The sequence below is a fragment of the Nocardioides sp. W7 genome (assembly GCF_022919075.1).
GTDB lineage: Bacteria > Actinomycetota > Actinomycetes > Propionibacteriales > Nocardioidaceae > Nocardioides.
Map to the genome: position 1 here is coordinate 2417867 of NZ_CP095078.1, position 21699 is coordinate 2439565.

23 protein-coding genes and 2 tRNA genes are annotated in these 21699 nt (G+C 71.7%); 17 read left to right on the forward strand and 8 right to left on the reverse strand.

All coding sequences use genetic code 11. The annotated features are described in order from the left end of the window. Position 1: 1 nt before the first annotated feature. Positions 2-355 carry a YrdB family protein gene (locus MUB56_RS11485; protein ID WP_244932027.1) on the reverse strand — a complete coding sequence of 118 codons (354 nt, stop codon included), beginning with the start codon at positions 353-355 and terminating at the stop codon, positions 2-4. Between the two features lie 70 nt (positions 356-425). Between MUB56_RS11485 and MUB56_RS11490 the strand changes: the two genes are divergently transcribed. The 13 genes from MUB56_RS11490 (at position 426) to clpX (ending at position 10616) form a co-directional block, all read left to right on the forward strand. Beyond that, complete coding sequence (locus tag MUB56_RS11490) at positions 426-803, forward strand: hypothetical protein (protein ID WP_244932028.1); 378 nt, start codon at positions 426-428, stop codon at positions 801-803. Positions 804-826: 23 nt separating this feature from the next. Then, positions 827-1396, forward strand: coding sequence for a hypothetical protein (locus MUB56_RS11495; protein WP_244932029.1), 570 nt, complete (start codon positions 827-829; stop codon positions 1394-1396). 21 nt (positions 1397-1417) lie between these two features. After that, complete coding sequence (locus tag MUB56_RS11500) at positions 1418-2305, forward strand: alpha/beta hydrolase (protein ID WP_244932030.1); 888 nt, start codon at positions 1418-1420, stop codon at positions 2303-2305. A gap of 26 nt (positions 2306-2331) precedes the next feature. Further along, complete coding sequence (locus MUB56_RS11505; RefSeq protein WP_244932031.1) at positions 2332-2841, forward strand: ribose-5-phosphate isomerase; 510 nt, start codon at positions 2332-2334, stop codon at positions 2839-2841. Next, positions 2834-3679, forward strand: a complete 846-nt coding sequence (locus MUB56_RS11510; RefSeq protein WP_244932032.1) for a DNA-formamidopyrimidine glycosylase family protein — start codon at positions 2834-2836, stop codon at positions 3677-3679. The genes MUB56_RS11505 and MUB56_RS11510 overlap by 8 nt, the downstream gene beginning before the upstream one ends. 30 nt (positions 3680-3709) lie before the next feature. Next, complete coding sequence (locus MUB56_RS11515) at positions 3710-4810, forward strand: PP2C family protein-serine/threonine phosphatase (protein WP_244932033.1); 1101 nt, start codon at positions 3710-3712, stop codon at positions 4808-4810. A 121-nt stretch (positions 4811-4931) separates the two neighbouring features. Then, positions 4932-5005 (forward strand) — tRNA-Gly (locus MUB56_RS11520). A gap of 33 nt (positions 5006-5038) precedes the next feature. Beyond that, a tRNA-Pro gene (locus MUB56_RS11525) sits at positions 5039-5111 on the forward strand. Between the two features lie 60 nt (positions 5112-5171). After that, positions 5172-6560: a trigger factor gene (gene tig, locus MUB56_RS11530; protein ID WP_244932034.1), complete on the forward strand. Its 1389-nt coding sequence runs from the start codon at positions 5172-5174 to the stop codon at positions 6558-6560. A 126-nt stretch (positions 6561-6686) separates the two neighbouring features. Next, positions 6687-7862, forward strand: coding sequence for a hypothetical protein (locus MUB56_RS11535; protein ID WP_244932035.1), 1176 nt, complete (start codon positions 6687-6689; stop codon positions 7860-7862). Positions 7863-7974: 112 nt separating this feature from the next. Continuing rightward, positions 7975-8577, forward strand: a complete 603-nt coding sequence (locus tag MUB56_RS11540; protein WP_244932387.1) for an ATP-dependent Clp protease proteolytic subunit — start codon at positions 7975-7977, stop codon at positions 8575-8577. Between the two features lie 3 nt (positions 8578-8580). After that, positions 8581-9243 carry an ATP-dependent Clp protease proteolytic subunit gene (locus MUB56_RS11545; RefSeq protein WP_244932036.1) on the forward strand — a complete coding sequence of 221 codons (663 nt, stop codon included), beginning with the start codon at positions 8581-8583 and terminating at the stop codon, positions 9241-9243. 92 nt (positions 9244-9335) lie between these two features. Then, positions 9336-10616 carry an ATP-dependent Clp protease ATP-binding subunit ClpX gene (clpX, locus tag MUB56_RS11550; RefSeq protein ID WP_244932037.1) on the forward strand — a complete coding sequence of 427 codons (1281 nt, stop codon included), beginning with the start codon at positions 9336-9338 and terminating at the stop codon, positions 10614-10616. Between the two features lie 177 nt (positions 10617-10793). On the opposite strand, the gene MUB56_RS11555 is transcribed toward clpX, so the two are convergent. After that, on the reverse strand, positions 10794-11246 hold the full coding sequence (locus tag MUB56_RS11555) for a hotdog domain-containing protein (RefSeq protein WP_244932038.1): 453 nt from the start codon (positions 11244-11246) through the stop codon (positions 10794-10796). A gap of 92 nt (positions 11247-11338) precedes the next feature. On the opposite strand from MUB56_RS11555, the gene MUB56_RS11560 reads away from it, so the two are divergent. Beyond that, positions 11339-11941, forward strand: coding sequence for a TetR/AcrR family transcriptional regulator (locus MUB56_RS11560; RefSeq protein ID WP_244932039.1), 603 nt, complete (start codon positions 11339-11341; stop codon positions 11939-11941). Positions 11942-12429: 488 nt separating this feature from the next. Here the strand turns inward: MUB56_RS11560 and MUB56_RS11565 are convergent, their stop codons facing one another. Further along, on the reverse strand, positions 12430-12750 hold the full coding sequence (locus MUB56_RS11565; protein ID WP_244932040.1) for a hypothetical protein: 321 nt from the start codon (positions 12748-12750) through the stop codon (positions 12430-12432). Positions 12751-12801: 51 nt separating this feature from the next. After that, positions 12802-15441 (reverse strand): valine--tRNA ligase, encoded by a 2640-nt coding sequence (gene valS, locus MUB56_RS11570; protein ID WP_244932041.1) that lies wholly within the window; start codon positions 15439-15441, stop codon positions 12802-12804. A 68-nt stretch (positions 15442-15509) separates the two neighbouring features. Here valS and MUB56_RS11575 point away from each other — a divergent pair, with 68 nt between their 5' ends. Next, positions 15510-16409 (forward strand): GNAT family N-acetyltransferase, encoded by a 900-nt coding sequence (locus MUB56_RS11575; RefSeq protein WP_244932042.1) that lies wholly within the window; start codon positions 15510-15512, stop codon positions 16407-16409. Here the strand turns inward: MUB56_RS11575 and MUB56_RS11580 are convergent. The 3 genes from MUB56_RS11580 to MUB56_RS11590 are packed head-to-tail and all read right to left on the reverse strand — an operon-like array spanning position 16399 to position 19082. Next, complete coding sequence (locus MUB56_RS11580) at positions 16399-17427, reverse strand: hypothetical protein (RefSeq protein ID WP_244932043.1); 1029 nt, start codon at positions 17425-17427, stop codon at positions 16399-16401. The genes MUB56_RS11575 and MUB56_RS11580 overlap by 11 nt on opposite strands. Further along, positions 17424-17933 carry a SigE family RNA polymerase sigma factor gene (locus MUB56_RS11585; RefSeq protein ID WP_244932044.1) on the reverse strand — a complete coding sequence of 170 codons (510 nt, stop codon included), beginning with the start codon at positions 17931-17933 and terminating at the stop codon, positions 17424-17426. The genes MUB56_RS11580 and MUB56_RS11585 overlap by 4 nt, the downstream gene beginning before the upstream one ends. Positions 17934-17984: 51 nt before the next feature. After that, positions 17985-19082 carry an NAD(P)-dependent alcohol dehydrogenase gene (locus tag MUB56_RS11590; protein WP_244932045.1) on the reverse strand — a complete coding sequence of 366 codons (1098 nt, stop codon included), beginning with the start codon at positions 19080-19082 and terminating at the stop codon, positions 17985-17987. A 101-nt stretch (positions 19083-19183) separates the two neighbouring features. Here MUB56_RS11590 and MUB56_RS11595 point away from each other — a divergent pair, with 101 nt between their 5' ends. Together MUB56_RS11595 and MUB56_RS11600 are read left to right on the forward strand one after the other, a co-directional pair. After that, positions 19184-20578 carry a folylpolyglutamate synthase/dihydrofolate synthase family protein gene (locus tag MUB56_RS11595; protein ID WP_244932046.1) on the forward strand — a complete coding sequence of 465 codons (1395 nt, stop codon included), beginning with the start codon at positions 19184-19186 and terminating at the stop codon, positions 20576-20578. Then, complete coding sequence (locus tag MUB56_RS11600) at positions 20575-20958, forward strand: DUF4233 domain-containing protein (protein ID WP_244932047.1); 384 nt, start codon at positions 20575-20577, stop codon at positions 20956-20958. The genes MUB56_RS11595 and MUB56_RS11600 overlap by 4 nt, the downstream gene beginning before the upstream one ends. A 4-nt stretch (positions 20959-20962) precedes the next feature. Here the strand turns inward: MUB56_RS11600 and MUB56_RS11605 are convergent, their stop codons facing one another. Further along, positions 20963-21691: an amino acid racemase gene (locus MUB56_RS11605; RefSeq protein WP_244932048.1), complete on the reverse strand. Its 729-nt coding sequence runs from the start codon at positions 21689-21691 to the stop codon at positions 20963-20965. Positions 21692-21699 lie beyond the last annotated feature (8 nt).

Here is a 21699-nt window from a genome sequence, read left to right on the forward strand (position 1 = left end):
CCTACCGAGCTGTCGGCTCGGCCACCAGGGCCCGCACGCCGGGCAGCTGCGCGAGCCCGTTGACGACGACCGAGAACACCAGCAGGCCCGCGGCCCAGCTGGGGTGCCCGGCGTCCCAGAGTGCGAGCGAGGCCAGTGCGAAGACGCCGACCTTCACCGCTGGCCGCACCACAGGTCCGCCGTACGGCGCCTTCGGGGAGGCGAAGAGGTACCAGGCGGTCATCGCGACGAGCGGCAGCAGCCAGACCAGCAGCCAGCCGGGGGAGACGCTCCACCCCCAGACGCCGAACGCCGCGATGACGAGCAGCTCGTCGAGGAACACCAGCGCCAGCACCGACCACCCGAACGCGACCACGGGTCGCATCCTGCCGCACGGCGCGGTTCCCGGCACGCTAGACCAGTGCAACGGAACGCCCGCCGGCCGAGTGGACTCGATCTCCGTGTGCCAGTACGACCGGCTCCGCGGCCTCGACGCGCCGGCGCTCATGGGCTCGCGCCGGGTCGAGGGCTCCGAGGCCGACGCGCTCCTGACCGCCATCCAGGCGGCTCCCGTCGGAGGCGGCCCCGATCGGTCCGACTGCTCGGAGGACGCGCACGGTGACGATGCGCTCGCCGTACGCCTGCACCACGACGGGACGACCGACGACCTGCACGTCTACTACGACAGCTGTCGCGACAACGGGTACGACGACGGGACCTCGCGCCGCGAGCTCACCGCAGGCAACTGCTCCGCGCTGTTCGACGGGCCCGTGCTTGCCCTGAGCTACATCGCCGAGCTTCATCGTCGCTGCGGGCGCGGCTAAGACCCTGCTCTACGCTTCCGCCCATGCCCGCCGAGATGTATCTCCCGACCTTCTACGTCCAGCAGAAGTTCGCCATGACCACCAACCAGTACCGCATCTTCGCGGCCAACCCCGACGGGAGCTTCGGGCAGCTGATGGGCTTCGCGCAGCAGAAGCGGATGGCCTTCAAGGAGGAGGTCACCTTCTACAGCGACGAGGACAAGACGCGCGCCGTCTTCAGCTTCAAGGCGCGCAAGCGCGTCGACCTCAACGCGGGCTACGACATCTTCGACGAGCTCGGCGCGCAGCTCGGCTTCTTCCGCAAGGACTTCGGCAAGAGCCTGATGCGCTCGACCTTCCACCTCGAGGGTCCCGGGTACGCCGGCACCGGCCAGGAGCGCAGCCAGGCGATCGCGATCATCCGCCGTTTCACCGACATCCCGTTCCTGCCGATCCACTTCGACTTCGTCGACCCGAACGGCCAGGCGATCCTCGGTGTCGAGCGGCAGGGCTCGGTCCGCGACAAGTACACCGTCCACGTCCCGAACCCCGAGGTCGACTTCCGCGTCGCCGCCGCCGTGGCTGTCGGGCTGGACGCCCTGATGCAGCGCTGATGAAGGGCTGATCGAGGGCTGATGCTGTTTCCCGAGGCCCGCCGGGCGGTCGAGTACGCCGCCGGCGACCTGCCGGTCCACGACCCGTCGTACGACGTCGCCGCGGAGCGCGAGCGCGCTCACGCCGAGGCGCTCGCCGCACCACGCGAGGACGTCGCCGAGGTGCGTGATCTCGATGCGGACGGCGTGCCGTGCCGGCTCTACCGGCCGGCCGGCGCGCGGCCCGGTGTCGTGGTCCACCTGCACGGTGGCGGGTTCGTCCTCAACGACATCGAGGTGCACGACCCGAGCGCCCGCCGGCTGGCCAACCGGTGCGGCGTCGCCGTGCTGAGCGTGGAGTACCGCCGCCCGCCCGAGCACCGGTTCCCGGCCGCGCCGGACGACGTCGACACGGTCCTCGGCTGGCTCGACCGGCACGGTGCCGAGCACGGTCTCGGCGGGCCGGCGTACGCCCACGGCGACAGTGCGGGGGCCAACCTCGCGCTGGTCGCCGCACTGCGCCACCCCGGCCGGTTCGCCGCGGTCGCGCTGATCTACCCCTTCCTCGACCCGACGGCGTCCTTCGAGTCCTACGAGAGCGCCGCCGACGGCTTCGACCCGCGCGAGGCCGCCTGGTACTGGCAGCAGTACGCCGGCCCCGACGCCGACCTGACCGACCCCGACCTCGCCCCGCTGCGGTCGGACCGGCTCCACACGCTCCCGCCGACCCTGGTCGTCACCGCCGAGCACGACCCGCTCCGCGACGAGGGGGAGCACCTCGCCCGGCTGCTCGCCAAGGCCGGGGTCGAGGTCACCGCGACCCGCTACCTGGGGCAGGTGCACGGCTTCTGGCGCCACGACGCGGTGTTCCCCGCCGCCGAGCCGCTGATGCGCCAGGTGGCCGGGTTCGTCGACCTGCACCGCGGCTGAGAAGCAGTGCCTGGAAGGATGGCCCCATGCGCGTGCACCTGGGCTCCGACCACGCTGGCCTCGACCTCAAGGACCACCTGCTCAACTGGCTGACCGAGAACGGCTACGAGCCGGTCGACCATGGGCCCTTCGTCTACGACGCCCTCGACGACTACCCGGTGTTCTGCCTGCGGGCGGCCGAGGCGGTCGCTCGCGAGCGAGCGACGGACCAGGACAGCCTCGGGGTCGTCATCGGCGGCTCGGGCAACGGCGAGCAGATCGCCGCCAACAAGGTCGCCGGCATCCGCTGCGCCCTGGCCTGGTCGGAGGAGACCGCCGCCCTGGGCCGTCAGCACAACGACGCCAACGTCGTCTCGGTCGGCGGCCGGATGCACTCGCTCGAGGACATGACCCGGTTCGTCGAGGTCTTCCTCACCACCGACTTCAGCGGCGACGAGCGGCACGTGCGCCGCATCGACCAGCTCACGGCGTACCAGGCGACGGGCGAGCTGCCCGCGTTGCCGGAGTCCGCCGCTGGTCTCGGACCCGATGCCTGAGGGGCACACCCTCCACCGCCTCGCGGGCGAGCTCACCCGCACCTTCGCCGGCCGCCTCGTGCGCGTCGGCAGCCCCCAGGGCCGGTTCGCCGACTCGGCCGCGCTGCTGGACGGCCTGGTGCTGGAGAGTGCTGAGGCGTGGGGCAAGCACCTGTTCGTCGCCTTCCCCGGCGAGCGCTTCATCCATATTCACCTGGGGCTGTACGGCAAGCTCGACGTCCACGACGGGGTCGAGGACGTCCCCGACCCGGTCGGCCAGGTCCGGCTCCGGCTGGTGCGGGCCTCGACCACCGAAGCAGCCGCGTACGCCGACCTGCGCGGTGCGACCGCCTGTGAGCTGCTGACGCGCGCCGGGCGCGACGCGATCGTCGCCCGCTCCGGGCCCGACCCGATCCGCCCCGACGCGGACCCGGACCGGGCCTGGGAGCGGATCCGGCGCAGCCGGGTCACGATCGCCGGCCTGCTCATGGACCAGGCGGTGCTGGCGGGTGTCGGGAACGTCTACCGCGCCGAGGTGCTGTTCCGGCACCGGGTCGATCCGTTCCGCCCCGGCAACACCCTGCGCCGGGCCCAGTGGCAGGCGATGTGGGACGACCTGGTCGAGCTGATGGCCGAGGGGGTGCGCACCGGCCGGATCGACACCGTCCGGCCCGAGCACACCCCGGAGGCGATGGGCCGAGCGCCGCGCAAGGACGACCACGGCGGGGAGGTGTACGTCTACCGACGGCACACCCAACCGTGCCTGGTGTGCGGCACCGAGGTCCGGACCGAGGTGCTGGCCGGACGCAACCTGTTCTGGTGCCCGCGTTGTCAACGTCGGCACCGACCGCGGCAGTAGGGTGAGCGCACCCGACCACGAGGACCGACGATGAACGCGGCGCAGGAAGAGCACCGGCCGGCGCGTTCCACGGCGCTGGGCCGGCGCTGGCGTTCGTCGTACCGCGGCGGGCTGGTGCGCGAGTACCGCCTGGTCGCGGCCCTGATGGCGCTCACCGTGCTCATCGACGTCGGCGTCGCCTTCTCGCCGACGACGTTCCCGTTCACCTCGCTCATGGTGCCGCTGCTGGTGGGGAGCCTGCTGCTCGGCCCGCGTCAGCTCCAGTGGTTCGTGATCTGGGTGATGCTGATGCTGATGGTCGCCCTGCTCAACCAGGAGGACATCACCGCGCGGATCGTCGGTGCGACGGCGATCCAGTTCCTGATGGGCTTCATCGTGCTGCTGTCCTCCTTCCGCCGCACCCGCCTCGGCGTGGGCGGCGCGATGGGGGAGTCGATGCTGGTCGACCTGCGCGACCGGATCCTCAACCAGGGCGGCATCCCGGAGCTGCCGAACGGCTGGTACGTCGAGTCCGCGCTCCGCTCGGCGGGCGGGACCCCGTTCGCCGGTGACTTCATGGTCGCCACCCAGCCCTCGCGCGAGCGGCTGGAGGTCGTCGTGGTCGACGTGTCGGGCAAGGGGGAGCAGGCCGGCACCCGTGCGCTGCTGCTCTCCGGCGCGTTCGGCGGCCTGCTCGGTGCGCTGCCACCCGACCAGTTCCTGGGCGCGGCCAACGACTACCTGCTCCGCCAGGACTGGGAGGAGGGGTTCGCGACCGCCGTACATCTCAGCCTCGACCTGCGGAGCGGGGACTTCGAGATCCGCACGGCCGGTCACCCGCCGGCGGTCCATCGGGCCAAGGGATCGGGGCGGTGGTCCGTGCTGCAGACCGAGGGCCCGGTCCTGGGTCTGCTGGAGAACGCCCAGTTCAGCTGCGCCCGGGGCACCCTCGGCCAGGGCGACGCCGTACTGCTCTACACCGACGGGATGGTCGAGGAGCCGCGCCGCGACATCGACCTCGGCATCGACCGGATGCTGGGCGAGGCCGAGGTCCTGCTGCGTGGCGACTTCACCGGAGCGGCCGCCCGCCTGGTCGACGCCCTCGGGTCGCGCAACGACGACCGGGCGATGCTGGTGGTCAACCGGGCCTGACCGCCCCACGCGGGACCCGGGCCGTTTGGGGCCCGGAGGGCCCGGTGTGGCAGGATCTGTCCGATTCCCGGTGGCCGTCACCACGGCTGCGGGGGTCCGCGGGGGCGCAGCCCCCGTGTGTGCGGATGTAGCTCAATGGTAGAGCCCCAGTCTTCCAAACTGGCTACGCGGGTTCGATTCCCGTCATCCGCTCCAGGCGGCTCGACAGGCGACTGTCGGGCAACTTGGCGGGGCGTAGCGTAGTGGCTAGCGCGCCTGCTTTGGGAGCAGGAGATCGCAGGTTCGAGTCCTGTCGCCCCGACGCACGAACCATCCCCCACCGACCGGTGGACAACATGAATCACACGACAGGAGACAACCTGTGAAGAGCGCCGTCGAGACCTTGAGCCCGACTCGGGCCAAGCTGACCGTCGAGGTGCCCTTCGAGGAGCTCAAGCCGAGCCTCGACGCGGCGTACAAGCAGATCGCCCAGCAGATCAACGTCCCCGGCTTCCGTCGGGGCAAGGTGCCCCCGATGGTCATCGACCGCCAGGTCGGGCGCGGTGCCGTGCTGGACCAGGCCATCAACGACGCGCTTCCGAAGAAGTACATCGAGGCGCTGCAGGCCAACTCCCTCGAGCCGCTCGCGCAGCCCGAGGTCGAGGTGACCAAGCTCGAGGACAACGAGGTGCTGGAGTTCACCGCCGAGGTGGACGTGAAGCCGACCATCGAGCTGCCCGCCTACGAGGGTCTCGCGGCCGAGGTCGAGGACTCCGTGGTCACCGACGAGGACGTCGACCAGCAGGTCAAGTCCCTCCAGGAGCGGTTCGCGACCCTGGCCGACGTCGAGCGGCCCGCCGCCGACGGCGACTTCGTCGTGCTCGACCTCAAGGCCACCCAGAACGGCGAGGTGCTCGAGGGCGCCGAGGTGACCGGCATGTCCTACCAGGTCGGGCGCGGCGGCATGCTCGACGGCCTCGACGAGGCGCTGACCGGCATGTCCGCCGGCGAGGAGAAGACCTTCTCCTCCGAGCTGGTGGGCGGCGACCTGGTGGGCGAGCCCGTCGAGGTGCTCGTCTCCATCTCGCAGGTCCAGGAGCAGGAGCTCCCGGAGCTCGACGACGACTTCGCCCAGCTGGCCTCCGAGTTCGACACCGTCGCCGAGCTGACCGACGACGTCCGGGTCCGGCTCGCCAACGGCAAGCGCCTCGAGCAGGCCGCCGCCGCCCGCGACGCCGTCCTGGAGGCGCTGCTGGAGCAGGTCGAGGTGCCGCTGCCCGAGACCATGGTCGCCGACGAGCTCAACGCCCGCCGCGAGAACGTCGAGCAGCAGCTCGCGATGGCCGGCATCACCATGGAGAAGTACCTCGAGGACGAGGGCCAGACGGTCGAGGAGTTCGAGGCCGACCTCGAGCGCCGGGTCCGCGACGCCGTCGCCGCGCAGTTCCTCCTCGACGAGGTCGCGAAGAAGGAGGAGCTCGGCGTCGACCAGAACGAGCTCTCCCAGCACCTGGTCCGCCGCGCCCAGCAGTCCGGTCAGGACCCGCAGGAGTTCGCGAACCACATGTTCGAGCACAACCACATCCCCGACCTCGTGCAGGAGATCCTGCGCGGGAAGGCGCTGGCGAGGATCGTGGAGTCCGCGGTCGTCAAGGACGCCTCGGGCAACGTGGTCGAGCTGAAGAACCTGCGTCCGGACGGCACCATCGGCGAGCCCGAGACCGAGTCGGAGACCGACGAGGACGCCGCGAAGGCCGACGACGAGGCCTGAGTCAGCACTTTTCACCGGGAGGCCACCACTTCCGCGGGTCCGGGAAACCGGACCGCGGGTGGTGGCCTTCGGCGTTCCCGTTCCCCGTCGGTGTACAGGTGTTCACCGACCTCCTATGCTCGGCCCATGCCCACCGCGACGCCCACTGCGACGCCCATCGCGACGCCGGGCACGGGCCCCGGCCCGCGGGTCCTCGACGCGCTCTCCCTCCTCTCCGAGGTCGCCGACGAGCTGGTCCTGCGCAGCGTGCGCGACACCCACCTCGCCTGGGCCGACCGGTTCGGCGGGCACCCCGGCCAGCGCGCCGCCGCGGCGGTGTACGCCGGGGTCGGCGCCGGGCTCCGGGTCGCCTCGCGCGGTCTCGACCGGGCGGCCGCCACCGGGGTCGGGCCCGGTCTCGAGGACGGGCCGCGCGGCCGGTTCGTCAGCTCCGCGGTCAACGGGCTGATCGGGGACCGGCTGGCGCGCGAGCGGCCGCGCCTGGCGATCAGGATGGCCGTGCGGCACCAGGGCCGCGACGTACCCCTCGACCGCGACGAGCTGGCGGCGGCGTTCCCCGCGGCGACCGGACGGGTCGTGGTCTTCCTGCACGGCCTCTGCGAGACCGAGAGCTACTGGCGCCGGGGGCGCGAGCGGCTCGGCACGACGTACGGCGAGCTGCTGGCCGACCAGGGCTGGACGCCCGTCTTCCTGCGGGCCAACACCGGACTGCCGCTGCGCGAGAACGGCGTCGCGCTCGCGGCCCTGATGCGCGACCTGGTCGCGGCCTGGCCCGAGGAGGTCACCCGCATCGCGCTCGTCGGGCACTCGATGGGCGGACTGATCCTGCGGGCGGCGGGGGCGGTCGCCACCGAGCCCGGCGTTCCGGACCGCCCATGGAGCGATCTCGTCTCCGACGTCGTCACCCTCGGTACGCCGCACCTGGGCGCGCCGATCGCCCGCGGCATCGGCCACGGCTCCCGCGGCCTGGGGCGGTTGCCCGAGACCGCGGCGTTCGGGCGGATCCTGGACTGGCGCTCGGTCGGCGTGCACGACCTGGTCGCCGGGCTCGCCCAGGACGTGCCGCCGCTGCCGCACGCGTCGTACCGGCTGGTGGCGGCGACGCTCACGAGCTCCGAGCGCCACCCGGTCGGTCACGTCGTCGGCGACCTGCTGGTCCGGGTGCCGTCGGCGTACGGGCGGGACCGGTGGGGCGGGCGGCTCTTCCCCGGTGCGACGGTGCTGCACGTCGGTCGCACGGACCACTTCGGGCTGCTCAACCACCCCGAGGTGCACCGGGCGATGCGAGAGTGGCTCGCCTGAGTGAGGGAAATCCGCTGTTGGCGAACAGCCCGGGATTGTCCGTGGAAGTGTCGGGCCTACGGGCTAGGGTCGCTGCGTGACCCAGTACTCCAGCGACTCGCTCGACCACCGGATGGGTGGTGGCGGCCTCAACGTCCTCGACGACCACATCTACCAGCGTCTCCTGCGTGAGCGGATCGTGTTCTTGGGCTCGGAGGTGCGCGACCAGAACGCCAACGCGATCTGCGCCCAGCTGCTGCTGCTCTCCGCCGAGGACCCGGAGGCGGACATCTTCCTCCACATCAACTCCCCGGGTGGCTCCGTGGACGCCGGCATGGCGATCTACGACACGATGAACTACATCCCCAACGACGTCGCGACGGTCGGCATGGGCCTGGCCGCCTCGATGGGCCAGTTCCTGCTCTGCGCCGGCACCAAGGGCAAGCGCTACGCCCTGCCGCACGCGCGGATCATGATGCACCAGCCCTCCTCGGGCATGGGCGGCTCGGCCTCCGACATCAAGATCCAGGCCCAGCAGTCCCTGCACATCAAGAAGGTGCTGCTCGACCTGATCGCCGAGCACACCGGCCAGCCGATCGAGCAGGTCATCGCCGACGCCGACCGCGACCGCTGGTTCACCGCCGAGCAGGCACTCGAGTACGGCCTGGTCGACCAGGTCGTCAAGAGCGCCCGCGACGCCGCAGACGAGGGCCGGCCCGCCCGGCAGAAGGACTGATCCATGTCTGACTTCACCGCCCCCGGCGGCCTGGCCCCGGCCGGCCCCAGCGCCAACTACTACATCCCGCAGTGGGAGGAGCGGACGTCGTACGGCTTCCGCCGCATCGACCCCTACGGCAAGCTGTTCGAGGACCGCATCATCTACCTCGGCACGCCGATCTCCGACGACGTCGCCAACGCGGTGATCGCCCAGCTGATGTGCCTGGAGTCGATGAACCCCGACCAGGACATCCAGATCTACATCAACAGCCCCGGTGGCTCGTTCACGGCGCTGACGGCGATCTACGACACGATGAACTTCATCAAGTGCGACGTGCAGACGGTGTGCATCGGGCAGGCGGCCTCGGCCGCGGCGATCCTGCTGGCCGCCGGCACCCACGGCAAGCGTCTCGCCCTGCCGAACAGCCGGATCCTCATCCACCAGCCCTACACCGAGGGCACCTTCGGCCAGACCTCGGACATCGAGATCCAGGCCAACGAGATCCTCCGGATGCGCGAGCTGCTCGAGAAGATGATCAGCGACCACACCGGTCGTGACCTGGAGCAGGTCAGCCGCGACATCGAGCGCGACAAGATCCTGACCGCGGCGGGTGCCGTCGAGTACGGCCTCATCGACTCGGTCGTCGAGTCGCGCAAGGCCACGCCGGCGCTGAGCCGGTCCTGAGCATTGCTCCGTGTCGGCCCCCGGACGGGGCCGGCACGGGGTACCGTCGTGAAAAGTTTTTATGCACCTTGTCGAGTGGAGGATGACCTGCCGTGGCACGTATCGGTGACGGTGGCGACCTGCTGAAGTGTTCGTTCTGCGGGAAGAGCCAGAAGCAGGTCAAGAAGCTGATCGCCGGCCCCGGCGTCTACATCTGCGACGAGTGCATCGACCTGTGCAACGAGATCATCGAGGAAGAGCTCAGCGAGGGCACCGAGGTCAGCCTCGACGAGCTGCCCAAGCCGAAGGAGATCTTCGAGTTCCTCAACTCCTACGTCATCGGGCAGGAGCAGGCGAAGAAGTCCCTCGCGGTCGCGGTCTACAACCACTACAAGCGGGTGCAGGCCGGCCTCCAGCCGGTGGCGGGCAAGCACAGCAAGGAGGAGGTCGTCGAGGTCGCGAAGTCGAACATCCTCGTGATCGGCCCCACCGGCTGCGGCAAGACCTATCTCGCCCAGACGCTCGCGCGGATGCTCAACGTCCCGTTCGCGATCGCCGACGCGACTGCGCTGACGGAGGCCGGCTACGTCGGTGAGGACGTCGAGAACATCCTGCTCAAGCTGATCCAGGCCGCCGACTACGACGTCAAGAAGGCCGAGACCGGGATCATCTACATCGACGAGATCGACAAGGTGGCCCGCAAGGCGGAGAACCCCTCGATCACGCGCGACGTCTCGGGCGAGGGCGTCCAGCAGGCGCTGCTGAAGATCATCGAGGGCACCACCGCCTCGGTGCCGCCCCAGGGTGGACGCAAGCACCCGCACCAGGAGTTCATCCAGATCGACACCACGAACATCCTGTTCGTGGTGGGCGGGGCCTTCGCCGGCCTCGAGCACATCATCGAGCAGCGGGTCGGCAAGAAGACCCTCGGCTTCACCGCGGAGGTTCGCGGGGCGGCCGAGAAGGAGGCCGAGGACCTGCTCGCGCTGGTCCGGCCCGAGGACCTCACCAAGTTCGGCCTGATCCCCGAGTTCATCGGCCGGCTGCCGCTGATCGCCAGCGTCACCAAGCTCGACCAGGCCGCGCTCGTGCAGATCCTCACCGAGCCTCGCAACGCGCTGGTCAAGCAGTACCAGAAGCTCTTCGACATCGACGGCGTCGACCTCGAGTTCGCCGACGACGCCATCACCGCCATCGCCGACCAGGCGATGGAGCGGGGCACGGGCGCGCGCGGTCTGCGCGCGATCATCGAGGAGGTCCTCCTCCACGTGATGTACGACGTGCCCTCCCGTGGCGACGTCGCCAAGGTGATCGTCACCCGCGAGACGGTCCTCGACAACGTCCCGCCGACCCTGATCCCGCGCGAGACCAAGCCCAAGAAGAAGTCCGCCTGACGAGGACGCGGCAGCGGCCTCGTCGAGAGGCGGAGGTCGAGTAGCGCCCACGGCCGAGCCGGCGAGGTCGTGACGGCGCGTATCGAGACCTGGGGTCTCGATACGCTCGCTGGCGCTCGCTACTCGACCAGCGAGAGAAGGTCGCTCGCTACTCGACCAACGAGAGAAGGTCGCTCGCTACTCGACCAGCGAGAGCGGCCGCTCCAGCCCCGGCCCCAGCAGCGGAGTGGCGATCTCCCACATGTCGTCCGTGAGCGGCGTGGGCCGCAGCGTCTGCGGGTCGAGGTTGACCAGGACCCGACTGCCCTCGGCGTGCCGGACGGTGTGGTCGACCGAGAGCACCTCGAAGCGGTAGGTCACGCTCGAGCGGCCGGCCCGGTCGACCCACAGGTGCACGTCGAGGTCCTGCACCCCGACAACCGGCAGGTGGTAGGTCAGCTCCAGGGCGCGGATCACCTGCACGGAGACGCCAGGGTCGGCGACCCAGCCCGCGTCGACCCAGAAGTCGAGGACAGCGTGGTCGAGGAGGACGGCGTACCCCGCGTGGTGGAGCATCCCGAAGCCGTCCAGGTCGTCGAGGTAGATCCGTTTGCGGATGACGACTCCGGCGGCGGTGTCGATGGTGCCCATGCGCGCTCCAAACTATGCGTTCGATCGGTCGTATTGGCGGCAGCGTAGGCCGCTCTCGGCCTATACGTCCAGTCGGACGTATAGTTCGGGTCATGGTGGACGAGCGGACCGACGGTCGGCGGGCGCGCGGGGACGCGACCCGGCGCCGGGTTGCGCTGGACGCGGCGATGATGGCGACGGTGGGGGGCCTCGACGCGATCACCCTCGGCTCCCTCGCGGAGCGGACCGGAGTCAGCAAGAGCGGCATCCTCACCGTCTTCGGCAGCCGCGAGGCCGTGCAGGTCGCGGCGGTCGGGCAGGCCCGTCGGATCTACGTCGACGCCGTCGTCCGTCCGGCCTGGGGTCGTGAGCCCGGCGCCGAGCGTCTGCGCGGGCTGGTCGAGGCGTGGCGGGAGTACGTCCGGGCGGAGGTCTTTCCCGGTGGCTGCTTCCTGGCCGCCACGTCGGTCGAGTACGGCCGGCGAGCCGGTCCCGTCGCGGAGGCGGTGCGCGGGCTCAAGCGCGAGTGGCTCGACCTGCTCGAGGCCGAGCTCACCACGGCGGGCTCGCGGCGGCCGGCCGATGACGCCTTCCGGCTCGACGCCTACCTCGACGCCGGCAACGCCCGCCACCAGCTGTGGGGCTCCCCGGAGCACCTGGAGGAGGTCGACCGGGCCTGCCGGCTGGCGTTCGAGGTGATCCCGGCTCATGCCTGATCGCGGGCACTGGTCTGGACCAATCCCCGCCTGAAAGGCACCCCAGGTCCCGACAACTGGGGTCCTGGACGGTACGCCGACCACAATGGCCCGATCAGCGGCATCGGGATCTGGCGGGAGGCGCAGGGACAGTGAGCAAGGAGCATCGACGTCCGCTCGTGGCGTTCGTAGTCCTGCTGATCGCCTGCGTGATCGTGGTCGCGACCGGCCTGCGCAGCGAGGCCTTCCGCGGTCTCCTCGGCCGAGGTGCCGCACCGGTCGTGGCCGGCAGCACCCTGGTGCTCGAGACGGTCCGGCCCGACCGGGCCGACCCCACTCCGGCACCCCGCGCCACCCCTGCGGCGGCCCCGGACGTCCCGGCGTCACGATCGCGCGCCGAGCGGGCCCCCCGCCAGGCCGCGGCGTCGCGCGCCAGAGCGTCGAAGCCGTCGCGGGGCTCCGCGCGTCCGAACCTGTCCTCGACACCGGTCCGTCCGCCGGCCCCGTCGTCAAGCCCGCCGCCCGCCTCGGGCGCCGGCTCCGGGTCCGGTCACGGTCACGGCCGCGGACCGCGGGGCCACCACCACGGCGACGAGACCCGCGATGGCGGGAACGGCAGCGGCAAGCACGACGACGGGGGGCGCGACGGCACCCGTGGCGGCCGCGGTCACGGCGACCACGAGCGCGACGAGGACCAGGGCCGCGGGCGCGACCATCGCGATCGCGGGGACCACGGGGCGAAGGGACGCGGCGACCAGCGCCGTAGCGACCAGCACCGCGGCGACCAGGGCCGCGGTGGCCGGGACCGCCATGACCAGGGCCGCGGCCACGGGGGCCGCGGCCGGTCCTGAGCGTCGCTCCCAGGGCGTGACCCCGAGGGCTCAGCCCTCGGGGGTGACCTCGGCCAGCTCCGCGTGGACGGCGAGCTCCTGACCGGCGTCCCCGGTGCTCGTGAACACCAGCTCGCCGGTGATCTTGCCGGTCCGGCGCAGGTCGTCGGCGGCGAGCTCGGCGGCCCGCACCAGCGTCTCCGGCCCGGTGACCTCGACCCGGGCCAGCTCGGCCCGCATCGAGACCTTGGCCTGGGACTTCGCGCCCCGGATGCCGACGAGCACAGCCGCGACGGCGTCGACGGTGCTGGGATCGGCGGCTGCGGCGGCGCCGAGGTCGAGCGGGGTCGGCCAGGGGGCCCGGTGGATCGAGCCCTCCTGCCACCACGACCAGACCTCCTCGGTGACGTACGGCAGGAACGGCGCGAGCAGGCGCAGCTGGACCTCGAGCGCGATGGCCAGGGTGGCCTTGGCCGAGGCGGTGTCGGTGCCGCCGTCTCCCCACGAATCCGGCGTGGCGTACGCGCGCTCCTTGACCAGCTCGAGGTAGTCGTCGCAGAACTCCCAGAAGAACTTCTCGGTGGTCTCGAGCGCGGTGGTGTAGTCGTACGCCTCGAACGCCTCGGTGGCCTTCGTGACGACCAGCGCAAGCCGCGCGAGCAGCGCGCAGTCGACCGGCGCGGCGACCTCGAAGGCGTTCAGCGCGCTCGCCCCGACGCCGCCGAGGACGAACTTGGAGGCGTTGAGGACCTTCATCGCCAGCCGGCGCCCGACCTTCATCTGGGTCTCGTCGAACGGCGAGTCCAGGCCGGGACGCGCCATGGCGGCGCGCCAGCGGACGGCGTCCGCGCCGAACTTGTCGAGGATCTCGGTGGGGACGACGACGTTGCCCTTGGACTTGGACATCTTCTTGCGGTCCGGGTCGAGGATGAAGCCGGAGACCAGGGCGTGCGACCACGGGGCCGCCTGGTTCTCGAAGTGCGCGCGGACGACGCGGGAGAACAGCCAGGTCCGGATGATGTCGTGGGCCTGGGTGCACAGGTCCATCGGGAAGACCCGGTCGAACAGGTCCGGGTCGGACTCCCAGCCGCCCGCGATCTGCGGGGTGAGCGAGGAGGTGGCCCAGGTGTCCATCACGTCGGGGTCGCCGATGAAGCCGCCCGGCTTGCCGCGCTGGTCCTCGGTGTAGCCGCCGGGCGCCTCGGTCGACGGGTCGATCGGCAGCTGCTCCTCGCGGGGGAGCAGCGGGTGGTCGTAGTCGGGCTCGCCCTCGGCGTCGAGGGGGTACCAGACCGGGAACGGGATGCCGAAGAACCGCTGGCGCGAGATCAGCCAGTCGCCGTTGAGGCCGCCGACCCAGTTGTCGTAGCGGTGCTTCATGTGGCTGGGGATCCACTGGATCTCGGTGCTGCGCTCGAGCATCTCGCCCCGGAGCCCGGCGTCGCGGCCGCCGTTGCGGATGTACCACTGGCGGGTGGCGACGATCTCGAGCGGCTTGTCGCCCTTCTCGTAGAAGTTCGTCATCCGCTGGGTCGGCTTCGGCTCGCCGTCGAGGTCGCCGGTCTCGCGGAGCTTCGCGACCACGGCCTCGCGGGCGGAGAAGGCGGTCTTGCCCTTCAGCTCCTCGTACGCCGATGCCGCGGGCTCGTGGGCGAGCCACTCCGGAGTCTCGCGGGAGAGCCGGCCGTCGCGGCCGATCAGGGTGCGCACGGGCAGATCGAGCTCGCGCCACCAGGTGACGTCGGTGAGGTCGCCGAAGGTGCAGCACATGGCGATGCCGGCGCCCTTGTCCATCTCGGCGGCGGGGTGTGCCACGACCGGGATCTCCACGCCGAAGACCGGGCTGGTCACGGTGGTCCCGAAGAGCGGCTGGTAGCGCTCGTCGTCGGGGTGCGCGATCAGGGCCACGACGCTCGGGATCAGCTCGGGGCGGGTGGTCTCGATGTGGATCGGGGAGCCGTCCGGCTGGTGGAAGGCGACCCGGTGGTAGGCGCCGGCGTACTCACGTGCCTCCAGCTCGGCCTGTGCGACGGCGGTCTGGAAGGTGACGTCCCAGAGGGTCGGTGCCTCCTGGAGGTAGGCCTCGCCGCGGGCGAAGTTGCGCAGGAACGCGCGCTGGCTGGCGGTCTGCGCCTTCGGGCCGATCGTCGTGTAGTGCTGCTTCCAGTCGACCGACAGGCCGAGGGTGCGCCACAGCTGCTCGAAGACCTGCTCGTCCTGCTCGACGAGCTGCTCGCACAGGGCGATGAAGTTCGGCCGGCTGATCGGCACCTGACGCTTCGGGTCGGGCTTCTCGGGCGGGGTGAAGTCGGCGTCGTACGGCAGGCTCGGGTCGCACCGGACGCCGAAGTAGTTCTGCACGCGCCGCTCGGTCGGCAGGCCGTTGTCGTCCCAGCCCATGGGGTAGAAGACGGTCTTGCCGCGCATCCGCTGGAAGCGGGCGATCAGGTCGGTATGGGTGTAGGAGAAGACGTGCCCGACGTGCAGACTGCCGCTCACCGTCGGCGGCGGCGTGTCGATCGAGAAGACGTTCTCCCGCGGCTGGGTGCGGTCGAAGGCGTAGGTGTCGTCGGCCTTCCAACGCTCCACCCAGCGCTGCTCGAGTCCCTCGAGCGCAGGCTTGTCCGGTACGACGACGGCGCGTGGTGCGCTGGTCGTGTCGGGGGCCTGGTCCTGCTGGGTCTCGGTCATAACCCGAAATCCTAGGCTGGCCGCCCTCACCTGCGAAAACCGGTTGTCACCGTGCCTAGCGTGGGCCCATGTCCGCCGCTGTCCTCCGCCTGGACCTGACCACCGATCCGAGCGCCTTCCTGGCCGCCGCGGGGGAGCTGCTCGCCGCCGACCCGGTGCGCACGACGCTGGTCGCGACGGTGACCGCGCGGGCGATCGCCGAGGACGAGCGCGGGGTGCTGCCGGGCCCGCACCCGCGCTGGTGGCTGAGCGTTCGGGACGCCGCGGACCAGGTGGTCGGGATCGCGATGCGGACCGCGCCGTTCGCGCCGCACCCGGCGTACCTGCTGCCGATGCCGGACGAGGCGGCGGTCGCGCTGGCCCGGCTGCTGCACGAGCGGGGCGAGCCGCTCGGCGGGGTGAACGGCGCCCTCGTGCCGGCCCGCGTGCTCGCCGAGGAGACCGCCCGGCTGAGCGGCGGCACGACGACGGTGCAGGAGCGCACCCGGCTCTGGGAGCTGGGGGAGCTCGTCGCGCACGATGCCCCAGGCGGGCTCCGGATCGCGACCGCGGCGGACGTGCCGCTCGCGACCGCGTGGTGGAACGACTTCGGCGTGCTCGCCGCGGAGATGACCGGCCGGGTCGGCCCGCCCCACGGGTCGGAGTCGCTGAGCGAGGACGAGCTCGCGTCGCGGGTCGAGGCCGGCCTGGTCTGGCTCTGGGAGGACCCGGACGGCGAGGTCGTGCACCTAACCCACCACAACGTCCCGGCGTACGGCGTCGTCCGCATCGGCCCGGTCATCACGCCCCGCGAGCACCGGCGACGCGGCTACGCGGGCGCGGCGGTCGCGCAGGTCTCGGCCCGGCTCCGCGCGGAGGGGCACCGGGTCTGCCTGTTCACGGACCAGGACAACCCGACGTCGAACCGGATCTACGCCGCGATCGGCTTCCGGCCGGTGGTTGACACCGCCAGCCTGGTCATCCGCTGACGCGGCCGCCGAGGACGTCGGCGATCGCGTCCTCGCCTGCCGCGCCGGGAGTCCAGGTCCCGTGCGCGCTGACGAAGTCGCCCGAGCACTGGTCGTCGACGAAGGCGGCCAGGTCACCGTCCGCGTCCTGGAGGAGCAGCAGCCGCTGCGGTCCTGTGTCGACGCAGCTGTAGGTCTCCTCGCGTGGCGGTCCGATGTGGGCGACCAGGTCGTCGCGGATCGTTGCGAGGCTCTCGACGTCCAGCTTGCCCTCGGTCGCGGCGTACTCGCGCGAGCCCAGGGGGTCGATCCGATAGCAGACCATGCCGGCCGTGACCGCGGACAGGTCGAACGAGGCGTTCCAGGTCGGTGCGCCCTGGGCGAGCCGCCGTCCGTCGGGGCAGGCCAGGGGTGGCGTGCCCGTGCGCTGCCGCTCGAGGTTGCCGGCGAAGGCGGCGAGCACCTCGCCCGCGCCGCGGTCGGTGCCGTCGATCGGGACGGACGAGCAGGAGCGCATCGACGAGCCGATCACGGCGGGCTCGCCGCCGCTGCGCTCGACGACCAGCACCCAGGGGTCGGGGATGACCATCATCAACGCGCACTGCGCCGGCAGGGAGTACGACGGCAGCGCCTGCACGTCGGCCACGAAGGCCTCGGCCGCCTCGCTCAGCAGCGGCTCGTCGGACCAGCCGGAGAGGGTGTCCACGGCCTCGCAGGCACGCGCCGAGACGATCTCGCCGTCGAGCGCGGGCGGAAGGGCGGGGAGGGCGATCGGGCCGGCGGGGCAGGGGACGGCGCTCGGATCGGGCCGGGGGGCCGCGGCGTCGGGAGCGTCGTCGCCGCCGCTCAAGGTGAGCGGGACGAGGACGGCCACGGCCAGCGCGGCGGCAGCTCCGCCGCAGGCCAGGGCCCGACGGCGGCGGCGGCGGACGGCGCGGCCGCGGCGTGCCACGGCGTGGGCGCGCTCGGCAGGGGACAGTTCGGAGGTGCCCGGAGCGGTCTGCTCCAGGAGGTCGCGCAGGCGGTCGGTCTCGGTCATGGGCGCTCTCCTTCGGTCGCGGCTCCGTCGATCTGGAACAGGGGAGAGGTGCGCAGCGCGGCGAGCGCGCGCGAGGTCTGGCTCTTGACGGTGCCGACGCTGACGCCGAGGGCGTCGGCGGTCTGCTGCTCGCTCAGGTCGTCGAAGAACCGGAGCACCACGACCGCTCGCTGGCCTCGGGGCAGCCGGGCGAGGGCGGCGAGCACGTCGCGGCGTACCTCCACGCCGGTCGACTCGCAGGGCCCGGCGGCGTCGGGCAGAGCGGACGTCGGCACCTCACCGTTCCAGCGCCGGCGCCACCAGTCGGTGTACGTCGTCGCGATCGCCGCCCGCACGTAGGCCTCGGCCGCCTCGCGCCGCACGATCGAGTCCCAGCGCCGCCAGACCTTGACCAGCGCGGTCTGCAGCAGGTCCTCGGCCTTCTGCCGGTCACCGGTCAGCAGGTACGCGCTGCGCCACAGGGCGCCGGACCGCGCGGCGACGAACTCCTCGAACGACAGCTGCATCCACGACCACCTCTCCACCCCTTCCGACGAGGGGGAGTGGCGAGAAGGTTGTCACCAGGTCAGGACCGCTTTCACGACCTTGCCGTCGTGCAGGTCGGCGACGGCGTCGTTGATCTTCTCGAAGGGGTACGTCGCGATCAGCCCGTCCATGTCGAAGGTGCCCGCCGCCCTCATCGCGAGCAGCCGCGGCACCATCTCCTGCGGGTCGGACTCGCCCTCGATCGAGCCCATCACCCGCTTGCCGTTCTGGAGCAGGTCGATGGCGTCGAGGGTGTACTCCTCCGACCCGAGCCCGAGCGCGACCAGGGTGCCGCGACGGCCGAGCGACTGCTGGGCCTGCTTGACGACGGCCGGGACCGCCGTGGTGTCGATGCCGTACGTCGCCCCGCCGCCGGTCAGCTCCTTGACCTTGTCCACCACCGAGACCTCGCCCAGCTCGGACGGGTTCACGCCGATCGCCCCGAACCGGGCCGCGGCCTCCAGCCGGCTGGCCATCAGGTCGACGGCGACGATGGTGCCGACACCCTCGGACGCGGCCGCCGCGATCGCGGCCAGGCCCACGGCGCCGACGCCGAAGACGACCAGGCTGTCGGCCGGATCGGGCTGGAGCAGGTTGAGCACGGTGCCGGCGCCGGTCTGGAAGCCGCAGCCGTACGGCGCGGCCAGGGTCAGGTCGAGGTCGGGGTCGACCACCACGCAGTTGTCGGCGTACGCGATGGCGTGGCGGGAGAAGGAGGACTGGCCGAAGAACGAGCCGAAGACCGGCGAGCCGTCGCGGGTGTAGGTCGTGGACCCGTCCATCCGCATGCCCATGTAGTTGATCATCAGGCTGGAGTCGCAGTAGCCGACCAGGCCGGCCTCGCAGGACGGGCACGCGCGGCAGGAGCGGAAGCTCAGCACCACGTGGTCGCCGACCTCGATGCCGGTGACGTCGGGGCCGACCGCCTCGACGACGCCCGCGCCCTCGTGGCCGAAGACGTTGGGGAACATCTCCGCGGGCAGCATGCCCTTCATCGTCACGTCGGTGTGGCACAGCCCGGTGGCGACGATGCGCACCAGCACCTCGTCGGCGCGCGGCCCCTCCAGCTCCACCTCCTCGAAGGTGAAGTCCTGCCCGGGGGAGTTGACGATCGCGACCGTGGTCCTCATGACGCCAACCTAGAACCTGTTTCAGTTTCTGTCAGCCCCGGTGCGGACCGTTCGCGGCGAGTCCGGCGCTGACGGTGCCGCACCCTAGACTCGGCGACGAGATGAGCGACGTACCCGCACCCCGCCTGGCCCAGACCTTCGAGGAGGTCGAGGACGCGCTGTTGTCCCGCTGGCCCGAGACCAAGCTGGAGCCGTCCCTCGACCGGATCCGCGCGTTCACCGAGATGCTCGGTGACCCGCAGGCGTCCTACCCCGTCATCCACCTGACGGGCACCAACGGCAAGACCTCCACCTCGCGGATGATCGACACGCTGCTGCGCGCGCTCGACCTGCGCACCGGGCGGTTCACCAGCCCGCACGTGGAGCGGATGAGCGAGCGGATCTCGGTCGACGGCGAGCCGCTGGACGACGAGGCGTTCGTGCGCGCCTTCAACGACATCGCGCCGTACACCCACCTCGTCGACGCGGGCGAGGAGCACCCGCTCTCCTTCTTCGAGACGGTCGTCGGGATGGCCTTCGCCGCGTTCGCCGACGCGCCCGTCGACGTCGCCGTGGTCGAGGTCGGGATGGGCGGCTCGTGGGACGCCACCAACATCGCCGACGGCCAGGTCGCCCTGGTGCTGCCGATCGCCGTCGACCACGCCAAGTACCTCGGTGGCACGCCCGCCGCGATCGCGGTCGAGAAGGCCGGGATCATCAAGGAGGGCTCGTTCGTCGTGCTCGCCCAGCAGGAGCCCGAGGTGGCCGCCGTGCTGCTGGAGCGGGCGACGGAGGTCGGCGCCACCGTGGCTCGCGAGGGCATGGAGTTCGGCGTGATCTCCCGGGTCCCCGCGGTCGGCGGTCAGGTGGTCTCGCTGCAGGGCCTGCGGGGTCGGTACGACGACGTCTTCCTGCCGCTCTACGGTGCCCACCAGGCCCAGAACGCCGCGGTCGCGCTCGCCGCCGTCGAGGCCTTCGCGGCCCGCGACGAGCAGCTGGACGACGAGCTGGTGCGGGCGGCGTTCGCCGAGGTCACCTCGCCGGCGCGGCTCGAGATCGTCCGCCGCTCGCCCACGGTCGTGCTCGACGCGGCCCACAACCCGCACGGCGCGGCCGCGTCGGCCGCGGCGATCGAGGACTCCTTCACGTTCTCGCCGCTGATCGGCGTCATCGGGGTGATGGAGGACAAGGACGCCGAGGGGCTGCTCTCGGCCCTCGAACCCCACCTGGCGCACGTCATCTGCACGCAGAACTCCACCTCCCGCGCGATGCCCGCCGAGCAGCTCGCCGCCGTCGCCCGCGAGATCTTCGACGACGACCGGGTCAGCGTGGAGCCACGGCTGGAGGACGCGGTCCACGCCGCTGCCACCCTCGCCGAGGCCGGCGAGGCCTTCGGCTCCCCGCTCGGCTCGGGCGCGGTGCTGGTCACCGGCTCCGTCGTCACCGCCGGGGAGGCGCGGACCCTGCTGCGTCGTCCCGCTCACCGGCCGGGTGGTCGTCAGGAGAACCGGTCGTGAGCAACGAGCGGGAGCGCTCGCCCCGTCGGGGCATGTGCGCCGCGATCCTCTGCCTGGAGGCGATCGCCCTCGGGCTGACCACGCCGGTGCTGGTGAAGGTCGCCGACGTCGCCGTCGGGACGTCCCTGGCGATCGGGCTCGGGCTGGCCGTGGTCTGCATCCTGCTGGCCGGCATGCTCCGCCGCGAGTGGGCGTACGCCGCGGGCTGGGCCGTCCAGGTCGCCGCGATCGGGCTCGGGTTCGCGATCCCGCTGATGTTCGTGCTCGGCGGCATCTTCGCGCTGCTGTGGGGCACGGCCGACTTCCTGGGCCGCAAGATCGAGCGGGAGCGGACCGCGGCGTACGCGGCCTTCGACCACCTGGTCGACCCGCCCGACTGACAGGTCAGCCGACGGATGCGGCTTCGCCCAGCCGGCCCAGCGCGACGTCGGCCAGCGCCCGGGCGTGCACCTCGGCGCTGTCGATGAGGGGCAGCGGGCTGTCGTCGGGGCTCACCAGCAGGCCGATCTCGGTGCAGGCGAGCACGACGGCGTCGGCCCCCTGCTCGGCCAGCACGCGGATCACGTCGACGTAGGCGTCCCGCGACGCGTCGCGGACCACCCCCCGGGTCAGCTCGTCGAAGACGATCGTGTCCACCAGCTCCCGGTCGGCGGCGGCGGGCACCACGGTGGCGACACCGTGCCGGGCCAGCCGCTCGGCGTAGAAGTCCTCCTCCATCACCCAGCGGGTGCCGAGGATGCCGAGGGTGCCCCAGTCGCGTCGGTTCGCCTCGGCGCCGATGGCGTCGCCGATGTGGAGCAGCGGGACATCGAGGGCAGCCTCGACCTGAGGTGCCACCTTGTGCATCAGGTTGGTGCAGATCGCGACCGTGCTCGCGCCACCCGCCACGCACCGGCGCCCGGCCTCGACGAGAAGGGCGGCGGCTCGGTCCCAGTCGCCGTCCAACTGGCAGGCGCGCACCTCGGCGAAGTCGAGCGACTGCAGCGCGATGCTCGCCGACGCGTGCCCGCCCCGCTCGGCCGCGACCGCCTCGTTGATCAGCCGGTAGTACGTCGCGGTCGAGTGCCAGCTCATGCCGCCGATCAGGCCCAGGGTTTCGATACGGGTGTCCATGTCGTCCA